This window comes from Arthrobacter sp. NPDC097144 (genome assembly GCF_044762205.1).
Taxonomy (GTDB): domain Bacteria; phylum Actinomycetota; class Actinomycetes; order Actinomycetales; family Micrococcaceae; genus Arthrobacter_B.
Genome location: NZ_JBIWDW010000001.1, coordinates 407,122 through 428,677 on the forward strand (window position 1 = coordinate 407,122; position 21,556 = coordinate 428,677).

38 protein-coding genes and 1 pseudogene are annotated in these 21,556 nt (G+C 62.1%); 31 read left to right on the forward strand and 8 right to left on the reverse strand.

What is annotated here, in order from left to right:
* The first annotated feature begins 206 nt into the window (after positions 1-206).
* Complete coding sequence (locus ACIQXM_RS01770; RefSeq protein ID WP_400926696.1) at positions 207-479, forward strand: hypothetical protein; 273 nt, start codon at positions 207-209, stop codon at positions 477-479.
* Positions 480-681: 202 nt separating this feature from the next.
* Here ACIQXM_RS01770 and xerC read toward each other — a convergent pair whose 3' ends face one another.
* The 5 genes from xerC to ACIQXM_RS01795 form a co-directional block, all read right to left on the reverse strand.
* Entirely contained in the window at positions 682-1,896 is a 1,215-nt protein-coding gene (xerC, locus tag ACIQXM_RS01775; protein ID WP_400926699.1) for a tyrosine recombinase XerC, read from the reverse strand.
* Between the two features lie 9 nt (positions 1,897-1,905).
* Positions 1,906-2,310, reverse strand: a complete 405-nt coding sequence (locus ACIQXM_RS01780; protein ID WP_400926702.1) for an ImmA/IrrE family metallo-endopeptidase — start codon at positions 2,308-2,310, stop codon at positions 1,906-1,908.
* 64 nt (positions 2,311-2,374) lie between these two features.
* Positions 2,375-2,803, reverse strand: coding sequence for a hypothetical protein (locus ACIQXM_RS01785; RefSeq protein WP_400926705.1), 429 nt, complete (start codon positions 2,801-2,803; stop codon positions 2,375-2,377).
* Positions 2,800-3,225, reverse strand: coding sequence for a DUF732 domain-containing protein (locus ACIQXM_RS01790; RefSeq protein ID WP_400926708.1), 426 nt, complete (start codon positions 3,223-3,225; stop codon positions 2,800-2,802). Before ACIQXM_RS01790 ends, ACIQXM_RS01785 begins: the two co-directional genes overlap by 4 nt.
* 9 nt (positions 3,226-3,234) lie before the next feature.
* On the reverse strand, positions 3,235-3,693 hold the full coding sequence (locus tag ACIQXM_RS01795) for a hypothetical protein (protein ID WP_400926711.1): 459 nt from the start codon (positions 3,691-3,693) through the stop codon (positions 3,235-3,237).
* Positions 3,694-3,950: 257 nt separating this feature from the next.
* On the opposite strand from ACIQXM_RS01795, the gene ACIQXM_RS01800 reads away from it, so the two are divergent.
* From ACIQXM_RS01800 to ACIQXM_RS01880, 17 genes are all read left to right on the forward strand, one after another.
* Positions 3,951-4,220, forward strand: coding sequence for a helix-turn-helix transcriptional regulator (locus tag ACIQXM_RS01800; protein WP_400926714.1), 270 nt, complete (start codon positions 3,951-3,953; stop codon positions 4,218-4,220).
* Positions 4,217-4,426, forward strand: a complete 210-nt coding sequence (locus tag ACIQXM_RS01805) for a hypothetical protein (protein WP_400926717.1) — start codon at positions 4,217-4,219, stop codon at positions 4,424-4,426. The genes ACIQXM_RS01800 and ACIQXM_RS01805 overlap by 4 nt, the downstream gene beginning before the upstream one ends.
* Positions 4,423-5,175 (forward strand): phage antirepressor KilAC domain-containing protein, encoded by a 753-nt coding sequence (locus tag ACIQXM_RS01810; RefSeq protein WP_400926720.1) that lies wholly within the window; start codon positions 4,423-4,425, stop codon positions 5,173-5,175. The genes ACIQXM_RS01805 and ACIQXM_RS01810 overlap by 4 nt, the downstream gene beginning before the upstream one ends.
* Positions 5,172-5,348, forward strand: coding sequence for a helix-turn-helix domain-containing protein (locus tag ACIQXM_RS01815; RefSeq protein WP_400926723.1), 177 nt, complete (start codon positions 5,172-5,174; stop codon positions 5,346-5,348). The genes ACIQXM_RS01810 and ACIQXM_RS01815 overlap by 4 nt, the downstream gene beginning before the upstream one ends.
* Complete coding sequence (locus ACIQXM_RS01820; protein WP_400926726.1) at positions 5,348-5,527, forward strand: helix-turn-helix transcriptional regulator; 180 nt, start codon at positions 5,348-5,350, stop codon at positions 5,525-5,527. Before ACIQXM_RS01815 ends, ACIQXM_RS01820 begins: the two co-directional genes overlap by 1 nt.
* A 66-nt stretch (positions 5,528-5,593) precedes the next feature.
* The gene (locus ACIQXM_RS01825; RefSeq protein ID WP_400926728.1) at positions 5,594-5,989 is read left to right on the forward strand and encodes a hypothetical protein; all 396 of its coding nucleotides are present in this window, start codon (positions 5,594-5,596) and stop codon (positions 5,987-5,989) included.
* Complete coding sequence (locus tag ACIQXM_RS01830) at positions 5,986-6,171, forward strand: hypothetical protein (RefSeq protein WP_400926731.1); 186 nt, start codon at positions 5,986-5,988, stop codon at positions 6,169-6,171. Before ACIQXM_RS01825 ends, ACIQXM_RS01830 begins: the two co-directional genes overlap by 4 nt.
* 112 nt (positions 6,172-6,283) lie before the next feature.
* The gene (locus ACIQXM_RS01835) at positions 6,284-7,504 is read left to right on the forward strand and encodes an AAA family ATPase (protein WP_400926734.1); all 1,221 of its coding nucleotides are present in this window, start codon (positions 6,284-6,286) and stop codon (positions 7,502-7,504) included.
* Positions 7,501-7,635 (forward strand): hypothetical protein, encoded by a 135-nt coding sequence (locus ACIQXM_RS01840; RefSeq protein ID WP_400926737.1) that lies wholly within the window; start codon positions 7,501-7,503, stop codon positions 7,633-7,635. Before ACIQXM_RS01835 ends, ACIQXM_RS01840 begins: the two co-directional genes overlap by 4 nt.
* Positions 7,636-7,644: 9 nt before the next feature.
* Entirely contained in the window at positions 7,645-8,547 is a 903-nt protein-coding gene (locus ACIQXM_RS01845) for a hypothetical protein (protein ID WP_400926740.1), read from the forward strand.
* Positions 8,544-8,777 carry a hypothetical protein gene (locus ACIQXM_RS01850; protein ID WP_400926743.1) on the forward strand — a complete coding sequence of 78 codons (234 nt, stop codon included), beginning with the start codon at positions 8,544-8,546 and terminating at the stop codon, positions 8,775-8,777. The genes ACIQXM_RS01845 and ACIQXM_RS01850 overlap by 4 nt, the downstream gene beginning before the upstream one ends.
* Positions 8,774-9,682: a hypothetical protein gene (locus tag ACIQXM_RS01855; RefSeq protein ID WP_400926746.1), complete on the forward strand. Its 909-nt coding sequence runs from the start codon at positions 8,774-8,776 to the stop codon at positions 9,680-9,682. Before ACIQXM_RS01850 ends, ACIQXM_RS01855 begins: the two co-directional genes overlap by 4 nt.
* 2 nt (positions 9,683-9,684) lie before the next feature.
* The gene (gene ssb, locus ACIQXM_RS01860) at positions 9,685-10,173 is read left to right on the forward strand and encodes a single-stranded DNA-binding protein (RefSeq protein WP_400926749.1); all 489 of its coding nucleotides are present in this window, start codon (positions 9,685-9,687) and stop codon (positions 10,171-10,173) included.
* Positions 10,174-10,379: 206 nt separating this feature from the next.
* The gene (locus tag ACIQXM_RS01865; protein WP_400926752.1) at positions 10,380-10,754 is read left to right on the forward strand and encodes a hypothetical protein; all 375 of its coding nucleotides are present in this window, start codon (positions 10,380-10,382) and stop codon (positions 10,752-10,754) included.
* Positions 10,751-11,014 carry a hypothetical protein gene (locus ACIQXM_RS01870; RefSeq protein WP_400926755.1) on the forward strand — a complete coding sequence of 88 codons (264 nt, stop codon included), beginning with the start codon at positions 10,751-10,753 and terminating at the stop codon, positions 11,012-11,014. The genes ACIQXM_RS01865 and ACIQXM_RS01870 overlap by 4 nt, the downstream gene beginning before the upstream one ends.
* Positions 11,011-11,157, forward strand: coding sequence for a hypothetical protein (locus ACIQXM_RS01875; protein WP_400926758.1), 147 nt, complete (start codon positions 11,011-11,013; stop codon positions 11,155-11,157). The genes ACIQXM_RS01870 and ACIQXM_RS01875 overlap by 4 nt, the downstream gene beginning before the upstream one ends.
* Positions 11,154-11,507: a hypothetical protein gene (locus ACIQXM_RS01880; RefSeq protein WP_400926761.1), complete on the forward strand. Its 354-nt coding sequence runs from the start codon at positions 11,154-11,156 to the stop codon at positions 11,505-11,507. Before ACIQXM_RS01875 ends, ACIQXM_RS01880 begins: the two co-directional genes overlap by 4 nt.
* Positions 11,508-11,511: 4 nt before the next feature.
* On the opposite strand, the gene ACIQXM_RS01885 is transcribed toward ACIQXM_RS01880, so the two are convergent.
* Positions 11,512-12,084: a hypothetical protein gene (locus ACIQXM_RS01885; RefSeq protein ID WP_400926764.1), complete on the reverse strand. Its 573-nt coding sequence runs from the start codon at positions 12,082-12,084 to the stop codon at positions 11,512-11,514.
* Positions 12,085-12,182: 98 nt separating this feature from the next.
* Between ACIQXM_RS01885 and ACIQXM_RS01890 the strand changes: the two genes are divergently transcribed.
* The 5 genes from ACIQXM_RS01890 (at position 12,183) to ACIQXM_RS01910 (ending at position 15,152) form a co-directional block, all read left to right on the forward strand.
* Positions 12,183-12,527, forward strand: a complete 345-nt coding sequence (locus ACIQXM_RS01890) for a hypothetical protein (protein WP_400926767.1) — start codon at positions 12,183-12,185, stop codon at positions 12,525-12,527.
* A 177-nt stretch (positions 12,528-12,704) separates the two neighbouring features.
* Positions 12,705-13,097, forward strand: coding sequence for a hypothetical protein (locus ACIQXM_RS01895; protein ID WP_400926770.1), 393 nt, complete (start codon positions 12,705-12,707; stop codon positions 13,095-13,097).
* 44 nt (positions 13,098-13,141) lie between these two features.
* Positions 13,142-13,780, forward strand: a complete 639-nt coding sequence (locus tag ACIQXM_RS01900; RefSeq protein ID WP_400926773.1) for a hypothetical protein — start codon at positions 13,142-13,144, stop codon at positions 13,778-13,780.
* A gap of 543 nt (positions 13,781-14,323) precedes the next feature.
* The gene (locus ACIQXM_RS01905) at positions 14,324-14,695 is read left to right on the forward strand and encodes a hypothetical protein (protein ID WP_400926776.1); all 372 of its coding nucleotides are present in this window, start codon (positions 14,324-14,326) and stop codon (positions 14,693-14,695) included.
* A gap of 106 nt (positions 14,696-14,801) precedes the next feature.
* The gene (locus ACIQXM_RS01910) at positions 14,802-15,152 is read left to right on the forward strand and encodes a hypothetical protein (protein ID WP_400926779.1); all 351 of its coding nucleotides are present in this window, start codon (positions 14,802-14,804) and stop codon (positions 15,150-15,152) included.
* Positions 15,153-15,204: 52 nt separating this feature from the next.
* On the opposite strand, the gene ACIQXM_RS01915 is transcribed toward ACIQXM_RS01910, so the two are convergent.
* A complete protein-coding gene (locus ACIQXM_RS01915) occupies positions 15,205-15,804 on the reverse strand; it encodes a hypothetical protein (RefSeq protein ID WP_400926781.1) in 600 nt (199 codons plus the stop codon).
* Between the two features lie 138 nt (positions 15,805-15,942).
* Positions 15,943-16,158, reverse strand: coding sequence for a hypothetical protein (locus tag ACIQXM_RS01920; RefSeq protein WP_400926784.1), 216 nt, complete (start codon positions 16,156-16,158; stop codon positions 15,943-15,945).
* Between the two features lie 62 nt (positions 16,159-16,220).
* Between ACIQXM_RS01920 and ACIQXM_RS01925 the strand changes: the two genes are divergently transcribed.
* The 8 genes and pseudogenes from ACIQXM_RS01925 (at position 16,221) to ACIQXM_RS01960 (ending at position 21,541) form a co-directional block, all read left to right on the forward strand.
* Positions 16,221-16,508 (forward strand): DUF6221 family protein, encoded by a 288-nt coding sequence (locus tag ACIQXM_RS01925; RefSeq protein WP_400927718.1) that lies wholly within the window; start codon positions 16,221-16,223, stop codon positions 16,506-16,508.
* 148 nt (positions 16,509-16,656) lie between these two features.
* Positions 16,657-17,676, forward strand: coding sequence for a hypothetical protein (locus tag ACIQXM_RS01930; protein ID WP_400926787.1), 1,020 nt, complete (start codon positions 16,657-16,659; stop codon positions 17,674-17,676).
* An 8-nt stretch (positions 17,677-17,684) separates the two neighbouring features.
* A pseudogene (locus ACIQXM_RS01935) lies at positions 17,685-17,780 on the forward strand (HGGxSTG domain-containing protein); the annotation flags it as partial.
* 57 nt (positions 17,781-17,837) lie between these two features.
* The gene (locus ACIQXM_RS01940) at positions 17,838-18,293 is read left to right on the forward strand and encodes a hypothetical protein (protein WP_400927765.1); all 456 of its coding nucleotides are present in this window, start codon (positions 17,838-17,840) and stop codon (positions 18,291-18,293) included.
* A gap of 139 nt (positions 18,294-18,432) precedes the next feature.
* A complete protein-coding gene (locus ACIQXM_RS01945) occupies positions 18,433-19,239 on the forward strand; it encodes a hypothetical protein (RefSeq protein ID WP_400926790.1) in 807 nt (268 codons plus the stop codon).
* Positions 19,240-19,592: 353 nt separating this feature from the next.
* On the forward strand, positions 19,593-19,739 hold the full coding sequence (locus ACIQXM_RS01950) for a hypothetical protein (protein ID WP_400926793.1): 147 nt from the start codon (positions 19,593-19,595) through the stop codon (positions 19,737-19,739).
* Between the two features lie 28 nt (positions 19,740-19,767).
* Positions 19,768-21,261: a phage terminase large subunit gene (gene terL / locus ACIQXM_RS01955; RefSeq protein WP_400927720.1), complete on the forward strand. Its 1,494-nt coding sequence runs from the start codon at positions 19,768-19,770 to the stop codon at positions 21,259-21,261.
* Between the two features lie 10 nt (positions 21,262-21,271).
* The gene (locus ACIQXM_RS01960) at positions 21,272-21,541 is read left to right on the forward strand and encodes a hypothetical protein (protein WP_400926796.1); all 270 of its coding nucleotides are present in this window, start codon (positions 21,272-21,274) and stop codon (positions 21,539-21,541) included.
* Positions 21,542-21,556: the final 15 nt, after the last annotated feature.

Genomic DNA, 21,556 nt, shown 5'->3' on the forward strand with positions numbered 1-21,556 from the left:
GATCATGGTGTGGCGTCAAACACGCCTAATTCCTCCCGCATCGCGGACCACAGGGCAGGCGCCGGGACGCGAACGGGCGTATCAGTAAAGGTGCAGGTCAGACGGGAATCCCGTCGTCCCGCGGCCTGCAGGGCACCGCAGAAATACTGCTGGACAAAGATCCATGCGCCGGCCATCTATCCACGGCGTGCCGCCGAATACCTGTCATGATCCAGCAGCACGCAAGCAACAACGCCCAGCCTCCGCTTCGGGAATGGTCCGGCACGTACGGCGGGTTCTATCTGCTTCCCGGCGACGCCTGGGGTGTGTCCAAGGCGCCGGACGGCAGCCCGCAGGCCCGCTGCTGTTCCTGCAGCTGGGAACACGACGCCGGAACGGAAGAAGAAGCGGTTCGGATGCTCACCGCACATCTGCGGGTGGCCCACCCAGACCAGTCCGGGGTGGTGAACCCCTCCGAACGGCCGTCGGGTGAAGCGTAAGTCCAGCGGTACCCCAGGTCGGACTCGAACCGACAACACGCAGGTTGAAGGTGGACGGTTTCGGCACCACCCGCCAAGTACCCGAGAAACCCTGTTTAGCCCCGTCATTTCGGCACTTCTGCCGCCTCACAAAGGCAAATCACCCGACAAGTACCCGACAGCCACACGTCACATCACGGGGTTACCGGTGAGTTAACGGTGACTAGTCGCCGGAAACCTGTCCGAACCGCTCCAGGATCGACGTGGTGTCAGGTGTCGCTCTGTTTCGCTCAATGTAATGGCGCAGGGTCACGGCATCCGAAGAGTGGCCCAGCTGCCGTGATGCCACCAGAGAACCAGCCTCACGTTCGATCAGCGTGGCCACCGCTTTCCGGAAGCTCGATGGCTTCACCCAGGCGAACGCCTCCCCGCGAGCTTCACGCCACTGGCGCCGGAAGTTCCCGGGGTCCAGCACGGTCCCGGTCTGGGACGGAAAGATCAAACCCAGCGGATTGGACTGCGGATCCTCGGCCAGCTTTCGGCGAGCCAGGAGCTTCGCAGCGAAGGGCGGCAGCCCGAGAATGCGTTTGCCATGTTCGGACTTAGGATATGACTGCCGGTGCAGCCCGTCCCTACTAGTCCTTTTGATAGTGCCGGTGACTTCAATGGTCGGTACCTCGGCGTCGAAGTTCACGTCGCTCCAGAGCAGACCGAATAGTTCCCCCGGACGGAGCCCGGTGGCGATAAAGAGGTCCATTTTGTCCACCAGGTCTTTCGACTTCCGAGGGCCCATTCTTCCGGAGTCCTGCCAAGCCAAAATGTTTTGGCGGAGCTGGCCGAATTCCTCGATGGTCAGTGCCCGAATCTCTTCCCGAACCGCAACGGGGCGGAGTGAGTCACGGACTGGGTTGGCGATGACTGCGTCGTGGCGGACAGCAAGTCCAAACATCAGGCCCAGTACTGTTCTGGACAACGTTGCAGCCGACGGCCCACCCTTTTTCACGCGCATAGGGCGCCCGTTCTTCGCAATGATGTCCACGAAGGTGGGCTCTGACACCTCGGCGATGAACCTCTCGACTCGGCCGGTTGTGACTTCCCGCAGCCTGTTTGCGCCTAGCCGGGGCAGGATATGTGCGTCTAGCACTCCCTTATATACGTCGAGTGTTCCAGGGGACTGCCGCAACCCTGTAAACCAGATATCCACCAGCTCGGAGACCAGAGTCTCGGGGCCAATGTCCTCTCCGGCATTATGGGAACGCGTCTTCATCTTGGCAGTGAGAGCGTTTACCGCTTTCGGCTTCGATGCGCCGTTGGCAGAAACAGTACGCGTGACACCGTCACTGTCGCGGAATCGAGCTCGCGCCTGCCATTGACCAGTCGGCAATTTACGACTGGCGATGTTCCCCCACGCACCGATTGGCATGACTGGACGGCCCATTTCTTGCTCCTAACAGGATTTGATGGTGCTCATTACTTCCATGAGTTGTTCGAAGATTCGGTCATCCATCGCACCGAGGTAAGTCTCGACGTCGGCCGGCATGACCTCCAAAATGGCTGCGATACCGATGTGGGTGTCCGCACCGAATGCTGCTTCGAGGAACGCAGGAGCGTCGATGAGTTGATGGGCTGCCCAGATCGAGGCCTGCTGCTCCATGCTGTGCGAGGTGCCGACATGCCGGTAGAAGGCGTGACCGAGTTCGTGGGCGAATACGTGTTTGTACTGGATGGGCGCCAGCCCGGGGATGAGGGTGATGGAGTGATCGCGCCAGTCATAGGCTCCCCACCACCCGGTGGGCACGGGGCCCTCCCTGACGCTGACGCCCAAGTCAGCGGCGATTTTGTCTAGCTTCATGGCAACTAACGGTAGTTGGAGACGGTGACACTTCCCTCGAGACTATTGAGGAAGCGTCGCAGTGTTACTGAGATGCGGCGGACTTGGCCGACGTTTTTGTGCCGGTCCCCCAGTCGCCGCCTTCGCCTGCGCCGTAGGCGTTGAGCAACGTCTGGCTCATGGTTATGAGCGTGTCCTGCGCCTCAGCCGGCAGCTTCTGGGCGCCAGGTAGGGCGAGGGAATCGGGTTCTTCGTCTGTTCCGATGTCGAGGCCGAGTGACCGGGCGTAAGCATGGAGCACCTCACGGGCCGGTACTTTCAAACCCTTGGCCAAACCTTGGATTGTGTCCACGTCCGGGAATCCCCTCAGCTCGCCCTGCAGGATCTTCCAGATCGCGTTCCCGGTGGGCCGGCCGCCGCAGTCGCGGGACAGTGCTTCATTGGAGCGGTCGCCCTTGCGGTCGAGGATGAGGTTTTGGATGCCGCCGGGCTGACGGAGGTTCGATTGGGTCATTCCTGCCCACTCCCCTGCAGGGTCTCCAGATGCTCGGGGCAAAGAGCTGCAACTGCCGCACCATGCATTGATGCAAATTCCCTCAGGGTGTAAGTGACCCCGGCACTTATGGCCAGAAAGTTGTTCACGTCGTCGCTACTGTTTCCCAAGTCGTAGATGTCGCAAACCCCTTCTCCAATGCCAAGGAGGCTGTCATCCGGTGCGGTGATGAGAGAGGCATGGGTTTCGCGAAGCTTGGCCAAATACACCTCCTCCATGCTCGTGGGCTCAGGTGTCGGGCTGGGCTCCGGAGTGGCCGTCACCGTCACTGTCTTAACAGGGTCGGGGCTTGCCGCTGCTGCAGGGGTGTCCTCACCTGCGGAGCATGAGGACAGGACTATAGCTGCGGTTAGAGCAGCTATTGCTGTGAGACTTTGGCGCATTTCTTTTTCCTATTCGTAGGGCAGTTCGTCTGGGCCAATGTGGCGGTCGCCTTTGTGTGCAGCCAGGTCGAGCATGTCTTGCGCCAGATCGTCGTTGAGCGCCGACTCAGATGTAGCCGACAGCTCGCGGTAGACAGCTAACAGCACGCGTTTATCTCGCGCCGACAACTCCGCATTGTTGCGAACAGCTGCCTTGACGTCTCCGTCTTGGTAACCCTCCAGATCGATTCCCATACTGGCCAGTGCCGCCCTAGCGACTGTCGTTTCCGTCTGTTTCAACACCAGCGCCAACCCCTTGATATGCGAGGGCTTGAACGTGAGGATCGGCTGGTTTTTCAGGCGGGACCAGTTGGACTTCCCTAGATCGAGTTCCATGGATTGAGCGCGTGCAGCGAGGTCCCGATCTGACCAGCCGTTGTCTTGCTGGACCTTCTCGATGAGTTGGCCGAGTGGGTGCTTACTGTTCACGGAGCAATCCTTGACTGACCTCGGCCCCTGCGCAACAGGAGTGGGCACCGAGAATCTAGGTGGTGTGGGCACCTACCACTTTACAAAAAAGTGGACACTTGGCCGGGAGCCGCGCCAATTAAAGGAACACCGGTCGAAACTGGTTACTGGACATTGGGCACTAGATGGTGCATGATCTTACATATTAGTGGACACAGAGACCAGAAAGGCGTAATGTGAGACTCATACAAACGGCCCCGAGTATCGGAGATATGTGGATGGAACTCATCGATTCCAAGAAGTTGCGGAAGCTCATGGTTATCCAGGATGTTTCCCAAAGAGAGCTCGCCATCGCCGCCGGCTACAAGACGCACAGCTACCTCGGTCGCCTGCTCCGAGGTGACGTCAAGACCCTGAATACGGACCCGGCGCTGCGCATCGCCCACTACTTGGGGGTGCCAAGCGACGACCTTTTTTTAACCAGGATGTCCACGGATTCCGGGTCAGCTGTCCATCCAAAAGTATCCAGACAGAAGATCGCAGCATGAGCGCCAGCAACGCGATCGCCCAGCGGATCCGGAACCTCATCGAGGACGGGAAAACCAGCGGGACCGCCAGTTGGGATGACCTGCACAACGAACTCTCGAACCTCGAAGTGGCCGCCAAGCTGCCGCTCACGGAACCGGACCCGTGGTTCAACATGACCCCCGAAGACATAGCCGAGTACGAAGCCCAGGAGAGGAATGCCAGATGAGCAGCATTCAGGCCTTTAACTACCAAGACCAGCCAGTCCGCACCATCACCGTGGATGGACAGCCGGCATTCATCGCTGCCGACCTCCTCGGCCTCCTTGAACTCAATCGGTCCTCCGCAGCTCTGCTTGATGACGATGAAAAGGGCGTACACACTGTGGACACCCTTGGCGGCCCCCAGCAGCTGGCATACGTAACTGAGGCTGGAATGTACTCGCTGGTTCTCCGTTCTCGAAAGCCGGAAGCGAAGGCCTTCAAGCGCTGGATTACCCACGAGGTACTCCCTCAGATTCGGAAGACCGGCGCCTACGCCATGAAGGAAATCTCCCGCCTCGAGCTGATTGATATGGCCCGCGAGTCTGAGATTGCCCGGATCGCTGAGTACCAGGCGCGGCAGCTCGCTGAGTCAAAGGTGCTGGAGCTCGCCGGCCCAGCGACTGCATGGGAGAGGTTGGCCAACGCAAAGGGTGACCTTGACGTTCGAGACGCGGCGCAGGTCCTTTGTCGGGATCACAACATTGAGATTGAGCGGAACCGCCTCTTCCGGTGGTTGCGAGAGAACCGCTGGGTAGACGGGAACAACCGTCCTTACCAGGACAAGGTCAATCAGGGACTGCTGACGGAGAAGATCGGGACGTTCTTCATTCAGCGGTCGGCAGGCGAAATGCTCGCTCCCCCACAGGTTCGGATTACGGCAAAGGGGCTCCAGCGGTTGCAGTCAGAGCTCGCGCCGACGGTGGTGGCCGCGTGAAGCCGCTCCTGACGACCAAAGATGTCGCCGAGATGCTCGACGTCGACCCGAAGACGGTCCAGAACTGGCGGTACCTGCAGGTTGGCCCGCCGTATGTGAAGCATCGCGGCCGCGTCTACTACCGAGCGTCCGATATGACGGTCTACCTTGCGGCCCTGCCGCTGGCCGCTTGATGGAGAGGCTCCTAACCACCGAGGAAGTAGCCGAGCTCTTAGGGGTTGCCCCTGGAACTGTCGAGAACTGGCGCTACAAGCAAGAAGGCCCTCGCTTCGTGAAGCTCGGCAAGAAGCGTCACAGCCCGGTCCGCTATCGGCCGGAGGACGTGCAGGCATTCATAGACGCACAACCCTGACCCACTAAAGAAGCCCCCGGGTGGCACCCCGAGGACTTCACAGCCATCAACCCTTTAGGAGTACCGATGACCACCATCCAGCATACCGAACCGCTCAACCGTGTTGAGGCGGACGTTGTTGTCCGCCAGCTCACCGGCGAGTTCCACAACCAGTACGGCGTCGAGAACGGTGAGGTCGATCCTGAGAACAGTGTGTTCCGGGACTTCACCCGCAAACTCTCCTGGCAGATCGGCGGGAACGACACCCGCGACTTCCGCGACTACATCGTCGACGCGCTCCATGCCTTCGAAGGCCTCATGGACATTTACTGGGGCGATCAGCCGCATGACCGGCGCGAGGCCTACGAGGGTTCGCTGAATGTGGCCGTGAATGGCGCGCTCAGTGCCGCCGGCCTGGGTGCCACGGGGATCCTGCGGTACGGGGATCAGCGCAACGTTTCGCAGCTGCCGGTAGCAGCATGAGGCGGCGTGCAGCGGCTTGGACGGTCGGCCGCCTCCTCGCGGACCGTTTCATTGGTCGCACCACTCCTGGCAAGCACCATCCGATCTGGGACGTGGATCTCGGGCTGCAGCCCACCCAGTTCGGCGGCATGGAGGATCGGGCCGGATTCGCGGCCCCGGCCCGTGAGCTGGCCGCCGCATGATCCCCGACTCCGTCCCCTTCGTCTTCCTGTTCCTCACCATCTTCCTTGGCCCGGTCATCTACGGGCGCACCAAGACATCCCCTGCACCTACCTCTCAGAAAGAAGCCACCAAATGAGCAAGATCATCAAGCTTGAGGCCAACAACTTCAAGCGTCTGCGCGCCGTAGAAATCAGCCCCGACGGCAACCTCGTCGTCATTGCCGGCCGCAACGGCCAGGGCAAGACCTCAGTGCTGGATGCCATCACCGCGGCGCTGGGCGGCAACAACACGAAGACGCTCCCCCGGCCGATCCGCGACGGCGAGGACAAGGCATCCATCGTGTTGGAAACGGAAGACTTGATCGTCACCCGCACCTTCTCCGGCACGAAGTCGGAGCTCACAGTGAAGGGCAAGGACGGCGCGCTTTACACGAAGGGCCAGGCGAAGCTGAACGAGCTGCTTGGACGCCTTTCGCTGGACCCGCTGGCATTCACGCAGCTGTCAGAGAAGGATCAGCTCAAGACCTTGCTTGATCTGGTGGAGCTGCCGTTCGACCCCACCAAGCTCGAAGCTGAGCGCGCCAAGGTCTTCGCCGAGCGGACCGACGTGAACCGGAGGATCAAGGACTTGCAGGGGCAGATGGCCGGATTCCCGGTCTTCGACGTCGAGAACGATTACGAGGAAGTCAGCGTCAGTGGACTCCTCTCGCAGTACCGCACCACCGAATCCGACATTCTCCGGGCAGAGCGTGCCGCTACGGCAGTCAAATCGCTGCGCTCCACGGAGGCCGACCTTCTGGCACAGCTTGCAGCACTCCGCACCCGCATTGCCGAAGCAGAAATTGAGGCCATCAGGGCCGACGATCAGTCCTTGGGCAGGGAAGCGCTCGACAACATCCAGGCCAAGATCGACAACGCAGAGCAGATCAACGCGGTGTCCCGCCAGTACACGGCCTATCTGCAAGTCGTCAGCGCGCATGCTGACGCGGCTGCGGACGCAGAGTTCCTGAGCGCCCAGCTGGCCGCCATCGAGAAGCGGAAGGCTGAGGGGCTGGCGGCCGCGACGTTCCCGGTGGATGGGCTCGGCTTCGACGCCGACGGCGTGACGTACCAGTCTGTGCCGTTCAAGCAGGCATCCGGCGCCGAACAGCTCCGAGTCTCCCTCGCCATGGCCATCGCACTCAACCCCGGGCTGCGCGTCATCCGCATCGCCGACGGCTCCCTGCTCGACTCCACCAACCTGCAGCTCATCGAAGAGATGGCCGTCGACAACGACTACCAGGTCTGGATCGAAATGGTCGACGAGACCGGCGACTTCGGAATCACCATCGAAGACGGCGCGGTCGCGGCATGACCGCCGGACTCGCGTCCCGGCAGGCAGCCTACGACGCCGCCGAACCCGACAACACGGACGCCGAAGCTGACGAGTATCACTGTCTCTGCCGCCGCCGGGACTGCTACGACTGCGCTGACTACAGCGGATAGGACCCCACGATGAACCCGAAACCTACAGCCCCTCCCGTTCCCGCTGGCCTGGTATTCACGCACAACGGCCACCGGTACAAGATGTCCCAGAAGCCGGGCCCCATCGGCGCCGACAATAAGTTCCTGCCCGTCACCGGTGTCACCACGCTTCTCGGCGGTGGGGTGCCGAAACCGGCCCTGGTCCGCTGGGCGCCGAAGGTTGTTGCCGAGTGGGTAATGGACCCGGCTAACCGCGAACGCCTCGAGGAGCTGCTCACCGGTGACCCGGCTATCGCGGTGCGGGAACTGAAGGAACTGCCGACGAAGGAGCGCGACGCCGCTGGCATCCGCGGGACCGCGGTGCACGCCCAGGCTGAGGAACTCCACCACACCGGTGAAGCGCCCGATGTTCCGGAGGATCTACTCGGGTTCGTGGAGGGGTATGTCCAGTTCCTCGACGACTTCCAGACCACCCCGGTGCTGATGGAGCGCCCGTGCGGGAACCGGAAGGACTGGTGGGCCGGCACCTTCGACCTCCTGGCCACATCCCCGTTCCTCGCCGGCGGGAAGCTGGTGCAGATCGACATCAAGACGTCGAAGGGCGTCTACGGGGAGACCGCGCTGCAGACCGGCGCGTACTCGAAGGCCGAGTTCTACGTCGACGCGGACGGCCACGAACAGCCCATGCCCGAGGTCCATGCCACCTACGTCGCCCATGTGACGCCCACGGACCGGGACGGCGCGAACGCCCGGTACGGTTCGGCCGCGCTTGGCACCAGCCTTTACCAGCTGGCTCCGGACCAGGAAACGATCGAACGGCACTACCAGCTGTTCCTGGCCGCGGCCTTCACTCACAAGACCACCAAAGAGCGGGACGCCATCATCGGCGAACCCCTCACCATCCCGAACACCGAAATGAGCGCAGCAGCATGAGTGCGGACTACTACATCACCCTGAGTGGGTGCGACGACAAGACGGAAATTGTCCTGAATCTCGACGATGACCAAGTGGGCACCCTCCGCAAGTTCGCCACCCGAATCAACCAACGCTCCGAGTTCTCGTGCCAGCCCAAGATGAAGATTACCGAGGCTACGCAGGGGCAGATCGAAGCAGACACCGAAGCCGCAGCAGAAGTAGCCAAGAAGAAGGAATCCCAGTCATGACCGAAGTAGCAACACTCCCCCAGGCAACAGCCCTTGCCGTTCCGTCGACCGCCGGCGCCCCGGCCCTGAATCTGACCGCCACCACCGTGTCCCTGCTGGAATGGGCGCAGGAGCTCGACGCCGCACACCGTCTCGGCACCGCCCTCTGCGGCACGGAGTTTGTCCCGGCATCCTTCCGTGGCAAGCCCGACGCTGCTGCGGCCGCCATTCTGGCTGGCAAGTCCCTCGGGTTGGATCCGATGAACTCGTTGTCCAACATCTTCGTGGTGCAGGGCCGCCCGGCCATGTACGCCCGGACCATGGTGGCGCTCGTGCTGTCCGCAGGCCACGACGTCCGGCGCACCTCAGCCACGCCGGAGGCCGTCACCATCCTTGGCCGCAGGAAGGGCCAGCAGGAGTGGCAGGAGTTCACCTGGACGATTGACCGCGCACGGCAGGCCGGATACCTCAGCAACAAGAAGTACAACACCGACCCCATCGCCATGCTCACGGCCAAGGCTCAGGCCGAGGCGTGCAGGACCATCGCCCCGGATGTGCTCACCGGTGTGGCCGCTTACTCGGTGGAGGACGTAGAGCTGGAAGACCTCGGCGAGACACCGGCGGCCTCAGCCGCGACGCCCGCGACCGCCAAGCCTGCGCGCACGATCAAGCGCCGCGCCACTGCCCCCGCGCCGGAGGTTCCCAACGTCGTCGCCGAACCGCCGGCGCCCGAGGAGGAACCTGAGCCTGTGGACGAGGAGACCGGCGAGCTGCCGTCCGAGCGTGACTGGTTCGCCGAGATTGATCTGGCCGCCGGTGACGTGACCGCGCTCCGTGCCCTGTGGAAGGCAGCATCCGCCGCCGACGCAGCACCCGAAACCCTGGACGCCATCGCGTCCGCCGCCACCGCAGCAAAGGACCAGTAACCATGTCGGGAGAAACCTACATCACCGCCGTCGGGAAGCTCACCAGAGATCCGGAGCTCAAATTCCTGCAGAACGGCGCCGCGGTGGCCGAGTTCTCCGTGGCTGTGAACCCGCGAAAGTTCAACAAGCAGACCAACGAGTGGGAGAACAAACCCGCCAAGTACTGGGACTGCACCGCATGGAACGCAGGCAAGCAGACCCTCGCGGACAACGTGGTTGAGGCGCTGCACAAGGGCGCCTCTGTCATCGTCTACGGCGAGCTGGAAACCCGCACATGGGAGGACCGCGACGGAAAGAAGCGGTCCGCGGACCAGCTGCGCGTCATCAGCGTCGGCAAGGACCTGACCTGGCATCAGGGCAAGAGCCAGCAGCAGCAGGCGGGAGGCGGCTACAGCCAGCCAACCAGCATGCCCGCGGCAGACGCTTGGGGAACACCCGCGGCCAGCGGCGGCTGGGGCGCCGTGGCGCCCGATCCGGACGTCCCGTTCTAAACCCACCCCTCTTTCGTTGTGCCGCCCGTCTTGCCTGACGGGCGGCACCCTTTCCACCATCAGGAGAAAACAATGTCTGTTCCCACGCTCGCCCTTCGCCCGCCCGTCGCCATGCCGCCCAAGCGTCAGCGTCCCGTCGCCGAAAATCAGTGCACCAGCTGCGGCTACGCCCTCACGGAGACGGGTGAATGCAGGGGGTGCTCGGAATGAGTGCCCGCATCGACCGTGAAGCGATCGCCCGGCTCCACCAGCAGGGGCTGACCGGCCGCCACATCGCCGCGCAACTCGGCTACAGCGAATTCGCGGTCAGCCGGATCCGCAAGGAACTCGGCGTAACACCGAGCAACCGAATGACGCCAGAGCGCAAAGCCCGCATCCAACTCATGCTCGACGACGGATGGCCATGGGCCGAAATCACCCGCACCGAGGGCGCCAGCCAAGACACCCTCGCCCACCACTTCCCCGGCACCCAATGGACCCGGCAGCAAGCCGTGGAGCACGGAGCCGTCATTCGCTGGAACGAAAACCTCGTCCACCACGCCAATTACGCCCAAACCCCAAGAAAGAACAGAGCAGCATGAGCACCTTCCAAGCAGTCTGGCCCGTCGTCGACTCCGCTGTCCCGCTGCCGGACCTCTACGCAGAGGCCGCCGCAGACTTGGGCCGAGTAGCAGCCAGGCACGGAGTCCGGCTCACCGGAGAGCCCACCTTCAAGATCCGCACCGGCAAGAAAGTCCCCGGCTCCCGAGGCGCCGCCCGCGTCATCGTCGGCAACGTCCCCGCTGAGGAAATCACCCGCCGCGACTACGGCATGGCCCACCTCATGGGGACAGCAGCATGAGCATCAAGGCAACCCGGATCCAGCCCGCCAGGGAAGTGCGCAGTGAGGAGCACGTCTGCCGGCGCTGCGGCATCGACTTCAAAGGCCGCGCCGACTCTGAGTACTGCACGGACTGCCGCTGGCACGTCAAGAGGGAATCATGACGCTGCAGCTGGAGGGGCAGTTGGACCTGTTCGCATTGCTGCCGCTCGTCTGCCAGCACTGCGGTGAGGTGTGCAACCTCGATCGGCCCTACGACGTCCATAACTTCCCGAGGTTCCACACCGAGGCAGAAGCGGGACTCTGCAAGGAGTTGGCCTGGGCACGCCGTGGATACAGGCACGCCATCTGGGCGGTGAGCAACTTCGACCGCTGGTTCAAGCTGGCCGCACCGGGCGCCGAGCAGTACGCGAAGCAGCTGCAGTCCATGACAGCGGAGCGGGACCGATTCGAGGCCAGGTGCGCGGCCTACACGGCGCGGGTCGGCAGCGCATGGCTGGAGCTGGCGCCATGACCGCCTATTCTATTCCCGCCCATTCGGGCACGGAGGATTGCGGCGTCATCTTTGCCAGTTCATCGAACCGCGGGAGAATCACGCTATTTCGAAACTCTTCGTCGCTGTCGTGCCAGAGGATAACCAGATGCCAAACCTCAGTCACAACCCAACCGCGGAGCGGACGGAACATATCTCGGGTTTCAAGAATTAGCTTTCTAATTCGATCAATCAAGCGAACTTCGTCTGGTGTTCGTGCCTCCAACCTTGCGACTGCAATGTCGGCCAGAACGTCAAAATCTGAACGATCGCTAATAATGAACAAGGCATTGGGTGGGGCAGCTTCCCCTAGTCTCGCACTGAGCACACTGATGGATTTGAAGATCGCCGCGTATGCCTTCCGCATCGCACCCTCATGCTCGACGTTTGAGCGTTCTGCCTCAGCGTCAAGCCGCGCCTGTTCGGTGGCTTCCGCTTGGTCACGCGCTGATCGGGCCGTCTTTACCGACCAAACGAGCACGCCAATTGAGGCCAATGCTGCAACGAGTGGGATAGCGATATCTGCTGACCATTGGAAGATCCCAGGATTTGTGCTCACCTCATCAATTAGCTCTTGTATTGAACAGGTAATTGGGCCGCCCTCGGGGCACTGGAGTATGCGTTGCACCAAGCAACTTTATAGGAAGGAAACGGTCAATGGCGTGGTTTAACGCTGACGACAAAATGCATTCTCACCCGAAGCCGCGGAAGGCCGGCCTGGAGGCCATGGGCTTGTGGTTGGTCTGCGGTACGTACTGCACGGACTACCTCACGGATGGGGTCGTGCCGGCCTGGTATGTGGACTCTTGGCCGAAGGGTAAGCAGCTGGCCCAGAAACTCATCAAGGCCGGGTTCTGGGTGGACGACGAGGAGGGCTACAGGTTCCTCTCCTGGGATGAATACCAGCGCACGAAGAAGCAGGTCGAGATCGACAAAGCCAAGGCCAGGGAACGGAAAGCGGCATGGCGGCAGAACAGGAATGGAACGGAGCAGGAACACTAATGTCCCGCATGTTGTCCCGTGGGACAGAACGCGTTCGGAACGCGTCGGGAACAATGCCCAAGACCAAGACCAAGACCAAGTACTTAGAACTCACCTTCTGGGGGTGGTTGGCTTTTCAAGAATCTGGGGAGACAAGCAAGCAATCGTTGAGGACATTACGCGTGAGGAGCCGGACGGTTGCCTGCTGAAATTCCTCTCACAAGAATCCAGGCCTCGCTGCTGGCCAACCTGCTCAACCAGATCCGACCAGAGTGGCAAATCAACTCGATGATGACCCTGTTCTTCGAGAACCAAACCTTCGCACCATTCCCCGCACTGGTCGAAGCAGCTGTGAAAGTCGCCAGGAATCCGGCCAAGAAATTCCCCAACGTCATTTTCATGACCGGCAGCCACTGGGACACCACCACCCCGAACATCGGAGCCCAAGCGCCAGCGGGACCACCCTGCGAGGACCACGACACCGAACCAGCCCACAACTGCCGGTCCTGCATCGCAGACACCAAAGTCGGGCAACGGCCCATCACCCACATCGGCAAGCACTACACACCAGAAAGCGAGACCACAGCATGAGCATCAACCACGAGGACCCATACGCAGCCAGCCACAGGAGTTTCATGGCAGGGGGCAGTAAATTCCTGATGACGATCCTGCACGACGACGGCGTGTACCGACACATCCGCTTCGATAAGCCACGGGAGCAGGGCTTCAACGAGCCGTTCCACATCATGACCTGGCCGGGCCGCCTGACCATCGCCGGCGGCCACGGCACCTACACCTTCGCCCGCGAAGAAGACATGTTCACCTTCTTCAAAGTCCGGAGCTGGAGCATCAACCCGCACTACTGGGGCGAAAAGCTGGAATCCATCGACAAGAACGCCGGCTACCGCGCGCACGACGAGGATAGCTGCAAGGCCTGGATCCTTCAGGACTTCTGGGACCGCCGCACCGACTACACCCCAGCCGAAGCCAAGGACATCTGGCAGGACCTCTGCTGGCACGTACTGAATGACGGCGAATACCGCTACGAGCCAGCAGCCCGCGCAGCCCTGGAGAACTTCAACACGCATGGTTTCCGGTACAACGACCTGTGGGAGACGAACTGGGAGGATTACTCCTCGCACTACCTCTGGTCACTGCAAGCCATCGTCTGGGGAATTGGCCAATATCGAGCCGCGAAAGCGACCCTCCCCGTAGGGGTAACCGTAAGCGGTCCAGACCAGACCCCAAGCACCACCCCGGAGGCCCAGTCGTGAACCCTGCACCGTGACCCATGCCCGCACTGTGGCCTGTCAGTCGATACACCCACGCCTGACAGGCCATCGACCCTCGGTTGGGATGATTCCCCACCCCAGCCCAAACCGACCCCACACAGGGGCGCACAGCGTCCCGCGGGAACACATCAAACTCACCAAACTCACACCGAAAGCAGGATCGAATTGGCGAGAGACTTGCGGCTGATCCACAGCAGGGCTGATCTGCCCGTCTCTTGGGACGGGGAACCGGTCATCTGGTCCGAATGGGACAAGGGCCGAACCACCCTCACCCTGCACTTGCCGGTGGACCACGTGGCATGCGATCGATGCGGGGCGTTGGACGACCGTGACACCAGTACCGGCACCCGCGTTACCGGCTGGGCCAACCGCCCATCTCGCGACTTGCATGCATCACGTTGCCGGCACTGCGGCCACGACACCGTGCTCGACCTCCGCACCAACGAATGCTGGGACCTGGAGCCCGAGGACTACATGCCCAACGGCTCCCACCCGCCCACAACCCTTTTCTGAAAGCGAATCCACATGACGATCACCCTGACCATTCCAGCGCCCGCGAAGTGGTTGAACTCCAATGACCGGCTCCATTGGGCGCCGAAGGCGAAGCTCACGAAGTCCTGGCGGCAGGCAGCGCATGTGTACGCCCGGCAGGCCAAGCTCCCCAAAGGGCTGACGCGGGTCCGGATCGAGGCACTGACCCACCAGACGACGGCAAACCGGTACGACGCAATGAACCTCTACCCGACCCTGAAAGCCGTGGTGGATGGACTCGTCGATTACGGGCTGGTGGCCGACGACAACAACGACCAGGTCACCGGCCCGTTCATCACCGACGGCGGCCGGGCCGATACCGCAAAAGTGGTCCTAACCGTGACCGAGATATTGCCTGACAGTTGATGCCTTATGGACCACTAGTTGATAGACTGTACGGGCATGCAAGAGGCCCCGCGGGTGCTAGCAACACCCCGGGGCCGTGGCCGAACAATGACCAAGAAAGTTCGACATGAGCAACGATAGCAACACCACCCAGCGCGACGAGCTGGCCCTCGACATCTTCCTGGCCGACAACAGCAGCATCCCGGAAGGCGAACTCCACCAAGACTGGACGGACGCGCCAGACCAGCATCGCCCCTACGCCCAGAGCATCGCAGACGGACTGCTTGGCAAGGGTTACCGCAAGCAGGTCATCCTCGGCTACGTCGTCGTCGGACGGGATGGCGGCATGGTCACGGGGTCCAGCTACTCGACTCATACTGAGGCTCAAGCCAAAGCCGACGAGTGGACGGTCGGCGCGAAAACGAACCAGGTCGACTGGGAATACCGGGTAGCCGAGATTGTCGAGGCCACCCGATGAGCGCGGGAATGGCCGAGGTCATCGCGGCGCATCCCGGGCACGAGATACGGCGTTACTGCGATGCAGGCGAGAGGTCTGCGATTCGCTTCTCAATCTTCTTCCTCGACTCTTTAAGTGTCTTGATTGCGTCCTCGCGTTCATCCGGCATCCGATACCAACTCAGACTAAAGGCGAATACGGTAGCAATTGCCCCCGTCAACTCCCCTGCCCATTCCTTACTTCGCTCGCTCTCCCCAAACTGCAGGTTCTCCGTGTGCTTCCCCGTTGCGATGGAGGAAAAGACATTAGCCCACCCGATCAAGTCAATAACCAAGTTGAGGTCATCTAGTTCCATCTGCCAACGGAAGGAAGCTGATCGGAACGCCAGTACTTGCGCTTGGATCTCATCCCTACCGGAGTCCGCCGCAATCAAAAAACCGTTCGCTGCATCGACCAACCCCGCAGTGGCTGCGCTCTCCCGGGATAAGGCCGCCTCACGGCGTTGCTCGGTTATTTGCCGGTCCATGAGCTTCTGCTGGTGCCGGTTGGACCAGGCCAAGACGAAGACGGCGACTCCAGCTGCCAAAAAAGCCCCAACCGTGCCTGACCATAACTGCACCCATACGCCTTCTTGGATTCCCCACAAGTCGCCCAGCACTATTTCCCGATTCATGGGCCTGAGTCTACGACGGGCGTGCTGATGGGCGCGCTTGTCACCGTCATGGTGTCCCCGAAGCTGGCGGACGGGTGCGACGTCGCCAAGGATGCGGCCGCCGCGCTTGTCGCTGACGGGTGGACGCCGCCGGAACGGTTAGCGGGAGTCCATGATCCCGAGGGCCCTGCGGCGCAGGCCAACCACGAGCAACACGAAGCCGACCAGAACCGTGCCGCCAGCATAGGGGCTCACCGAGCTGCCGGAGCCGATAGCCAGGAGCGCGATCACGACGGCGACAAGCATCATCAGGAGACCTGCAGCGATGAAGCCCCATCCCCGGCGGTTGGATCCTGTTGCCCCCAAGTTATCCATGCGCCGAGCCTAGCGCAGGAGGTGGCAGCGTGACCGACGCCAAGGAGAATACCGTGACTACGATGAGCGGCATGACCATCACAGAGTTCCTGCTCGCACGAATCGCCGAAGACGAAGCGACAGTCGCATACCCCTCCGAATACGAGCGCGCCGGCGGGTACGAATACGCCGACGTAGGAGCCATGAACGAAGTCCTCACCGTCGAACCCGCCCGCGTCCTTGCCGAGTGCGCGTTCAAGCGCTGGCTCATCGGCACCTACAGCGGCACCCGCGAGGCCTACGTGATGTTCAGGGCCATGGCCACCGTCTACTCCGACCACCCGGACTACCAGAAAGACTGGGCGCCGTGACTGAGCGAGTTCCTGAAGGTGGAAGCTATGGCCGGACGCTTAATCGACGGATGGACGTTTGAAAGTCCCTGCGATCCGGGTCCGCGAACGTCCGAGGCGACCGGAGGTTAGGGCCGAAAAGGTCGCCCTCGTCCGATAAGGTGCATTGATGAAGTCTAAACCGATCAAAGAATCAGCAACTGAAGTATCGACCCAATCGGATCTGTTCAGCCTTGTCATCTACCAAAATACAGAATATGTCTCGGCCCTGCTGCAGCAGCTCTTCAATATCGGATTGCCCATCGAGCAGCTACGCGACACACTGAACGAGAGCATTCGAGAACAGGCCACTGAGGGCAACGTCGCCGCCACTTTTGGTGCTGAGGTCCGGCTGCCCGTCATCCCCGTCGGGGTGAAGGCAGGCGGAACCGGCGATCTAAAATTGGGAAACAAGGACGATACTCGGTCTGAGGATAAAACCAGCCTTCAATCCCGATACACACAAGCCAATTACCTGCACAACGTCCGTCAAAAGTTGCAAGAGCTTTCATTAGTCACCAAGATGACTGATCGAAACTCACTCGATGGTTTGGCCGCCGGTAGCTTTGTCGAGTTTTCCGCCTCCTTCGAGCCGAACGAAATCAACAGCCTGCTCGATCTTGCCGCTCCTGAACTCGTCGCAGCTATCACAAAAAAACTTCACCGGGAGAAAGCCCTAAAGAACCTCGACTTCGACTCCGGTGATTTCGAGGATCGTCAGACCTACATGGCGAAAGTAGAGCAGGAAGCAATCTCTTGGGCAGAAATAGCGGTTGCGACCGTAGCCGCCATACGGCACGACTTCAGGAATGAGACCACCAGCGAGTATTTCGGCAGGGTCATAGGGTCAGACTCGGGCCGTCCTCTCACCGCAGTAACCATCTGCGACACCGAGCACTTCCTTGGCCAGGACAGAGATCGGATCCTCGATGGGAATTTTCGCGTACTGGGCAAGGTCAGCGAGATCTCCTACACGCGCCAATCCATTCTGAGTCGCAATAAGGTACTCAACAGAATCAAGCAGCCGGCGCTATCCATGCTGCAGGACAGCTTGAAGGACGCAGATAAGAGCGACCAGTTTGACACGAGCTTCAAGCTATACCTTCAGCCTCCCATTATTCGGGTCATCCCAATTGCGATCTTTATTTAGTGAGGGACATGACCAGCTGCGGCGCCAAGAAGCGCAACGGTGACCCGTGTGGCGCTGCCCCGATGAAGGGGCAGCGCCGTTGTGCCCGACACGGCGGGAAGTCGCCTCAGGCGAAGAAGGCAGCCGAGCGCCGGCTGGCCGAACAGGAAGCGACCAGGAACATGGAGAAAGCCGTCAGAACCCTAGGCATCACCGACAAATACCAGGATGTGGATCCGGGCAAAGCGTTGCTCGAGGAAATATCAGTCACTTGGGCGCACGTGCAGTGGCTCCGCGGGAAGGTGGGTGAACTCGAAGAGGACCAGCTGGCGTGGGGCAAAGTCTCCCACGAGGAAGGCGTCGGCCCCGAAGGCCCCATCGACAAGATCACCGAGAAGGCCGAACCCTCCGTCTGGTACCAGCTGTACCTGCGGGAGCGGGAGCACCTGGTCAAGGTCACCACCGCCGCACTCAAAGCAGGCATCGAGGAGCGCAAGGTACGCCTTGCCGAGTCCCAAGGTGAACTGGTAGCCCGGGTCATCCGCGGCATCCTCGAAGCCCTCAACCTCACCACCGACCAGTGGGCGCTCGTGCAGACCGTCGTCCCCCGCGAACTGCGCGCTTTGGCCGCTGAATAAAGCCCGGAATATGGCCTGATAGTTGACGATGGATGGCTTGACAGTTGATAGAATGGGAGGTATCGGGCGATGGACTTAGGGGAAGCATGACAGAGCAGGGAATCACGGCAAGCGCAGCGACTACAGGGCGGGTGCCGGCATGAGTCCCTGCACAGCCACATCCTGCAGCGTGCCCCTCTCCGGCGGCATCACCCTCTGCCACGACCACACCACCCTGCTCGAGGAAGCCCTGCGCGAGGTCCCCGACGCATGGCAGAACATCTACGTCAGCGCGTGCAAGCTCGACGTCGGCGCCGGCAGCGTCGGCGGCATGGGCGGGGAAGCCTCCGGCAGCGAACCCGCAAACCTGGACGCACTCGACAAAGGCGACCAGCTGCTGACCGTCCTGCGCGGTTGGGTGGCACTCATGCCCGGGACGACACCGCACGGCACCGCACCCGCGCTGGCTGGCTGGCTCGTCGGGCAGCTCCGAACCCTGCGTCGTCAAGACTGGGCCGCGGACCTGCTGCAGGAACTCAGGGACGCACTCAACGCCTGCAACCACGCCACAGACCGGGCCGGTGAGAAGGTATTCGCCGGCATGTGCCCCACCGAAAGGGATGGATGGGTGTGCGACCAGCCGCTCTACGCCCTTGCCGGTCGACCAGTGGCCCGCTGCCGTACCTGCGGTCAGGAATGGGATGTAAGTGATTGGCGGGAACGCGCACTCACCGCCGCCGAATACCAGCACGGCACCGCAGCACAGATAAGCCGCATGCTCTCCGACCCGGTCACGCGGGAAGCCCTCCCCCAGGCCACCATCCGGCAATGGGTGCGCCGGCAGAAGCTGAACCTCTACGCCTGCGACGTGGCCACCCGCCGGAATCAGTACCTCGTCGCCGACGTGCGCACTCTGTGGGCTGCAACGAAGGCCGCCGGGTACAAGCGTGCGCAGTTCGTGGCCTGACAGGCAAGATACCATTGCCTATTAGTTGACAATCTGAAAACTGTCACGTACGTTTATTCCATAGTGCGAGTTCTGGCTCTGAGACCACCAGTTCCCCGCACACACGAGGCCCCGCCGGTTCCCCCATGACCGCGGGGCCTCCCCCATTCTTGGCGCTGGCGCGTCAACACCGGCCCACGGAAGTCACACTTCCGGTGAAGGCCGTTCGAGGGTCCCCTGATCGTGGGTCTTTCTGCCCTTGCAATGAACGCGACCTGCGCGCCAGCCCCCACACACTTGACGGCGAAAACCCCCGACCCACCCACACTCCCGCGGGGTGAGTGAGTAGCCGTCAACCAACTTCCGAGGATGCCATGACCGTTGAAGAGCTGATCAAGGCGCTCTCTGCGCTGCCTGACCAGTCGGCACCTGTCTGGGTCGAAGGCTGCGACTGCGCTAACCCGGCGAAGGGCGTCACAACAACGCCCGACGGTCACGCCTACATCGAGGCGGACCTCTAACACCAAGGAGATGCCATTGGCCGTGAGCATGTGGGAAGCAGCGGCCCGCATGTTCGAGCCGCCGGCACCGCCCAAGTGGCACACTCCCGGCGACATGGCCAAGGCGCTGGACCCAAAGACCGTGCAGACTCCCGCACTGGACCTGATCGACGCCGCCCTGGTCGAAGCCTTCAACACTCCCGATTCCCGGCTGATCATCAGCATGCCCCCTCAGGAAGGCAAATCTCAGCGCGCATCCCGCCGTTTCCCGCTCTGGTGCCTCACGCAGAACAATGAGCTGCGTATCGCCATCGCCTCCTACGAGTCCAACGTGGCCCGCCGCTGGGGCCGCGCCATCCGTGACGACATCACCACGCACGGCAAGGAACTGGACCTCACCGTCCGCGCCGACCTCGCCGCCCAGCACGAATGGGCGCTCGAAGGGCACGAAGGCGGCGTCTACACGGCAGGCATCGGCGGTGCACTCACCGGCCGCCCCGTGGACCTGCTCATCATTGATGACCCCATCAAGGACCGCGAGCAGGCCGACTCCGACACGTACCGGGAACGCGCCTGGGACTGGTGGACGGATACCGCACTGACCCGCCTCGCACCCGGTGCGCCCGTCATCCTGATTCTGACCCGCTGGCACGCCGACGACCTCGCAGGCCGCCTCCTCGCAGCTGAGGACGGCAAGGACTGGAAGGTCATCAACATCCCCGCCGAAGCGGACCACCGCCCAGAGAAGGGCGAGACGGACCCGCTCGGCCGCACGCCCGGCGAGTTCATGGAGTCCGCACGGCGCCGCACACTCACCCAGTGGGCCAAACGCAAGATCGCCTCCGGTGCACGGACATGGGCCAGCCTCTACCAAGGCCGGCCCTCCCCCGACGAGGGCGGCGTGTTCCCCGCGGAGTGGACCCGCTACAGTGCCCCGCTTTGGACTGTGCAGCCCGACGGCGCGCACATGGTGCCCGGTATTGGCCGCGATGACCACGAACTGGTGCAGTCCTGGGACCTCGCGTTCAAGGACACCAAGAGCAGTGACTACGTCGTCGGCCAAGTCTGGCTGCGCGTCGGCGTCAACGCTTACCTGCTCGATCAGGTGCGGGCCCGCCTGAACTTCACTGCCACCTGCCAGGCCATCAAAGACATGTCCGCGAAGTGGCCACAGGCCGTCGCCAAGTTCGTCGAGGATAAGGCCAACGGACCGGCAGTAATGAACGCGCTCAGCTCGCAGATGGTGGGACTCATCCCCATTGAGCCGGAAGGCAGCAAGTACGCCCGCGCTTCCGCCGTCTCGCCGCTGGTGGAGTCAGGGAACGTGCACCTGCCCACCGCAGATCTGCTCCCGGGTGTTGAGGAGCTGATCGAGGAAGCGAAGAACTTCCCGAACAGCGCGCACGACGACACCATCGACGCCATGTCGCAGGCCGTGAACAGGCTCCTGCTCATGCCGCTCACCGCGGCCATGAGCGACGTCATTGAACCGGACGAGTACGAATTCCAGAACGCCCACGGGTGGAGCATCTCGCCCTACTAAGGAGCCTGCCGTGACTGAACGCTTGATCCATCCCGAGGATTACCGGCTGCCGCACCCGCCGCTGATCGCGTTCCTCCGGGCCAACGGTCTGAATGAGCGCGACGTCGCCGCGGCGTTTCCTCTGATCATGGAGGGCAGCCAGCTGACCGTCACGGCGTTCGTCTTCGAGGTGCTGCCGAACGGTGAGCGCCGCAAGGTGCCGATCCCCGGCGCGAAAAAGTTCGTCAAGCGCACCGTCACCGTCCCACTCAAGTCCCCGCCCGAAGACCACGGGCTGTAGTTCCAATCAAAGGAG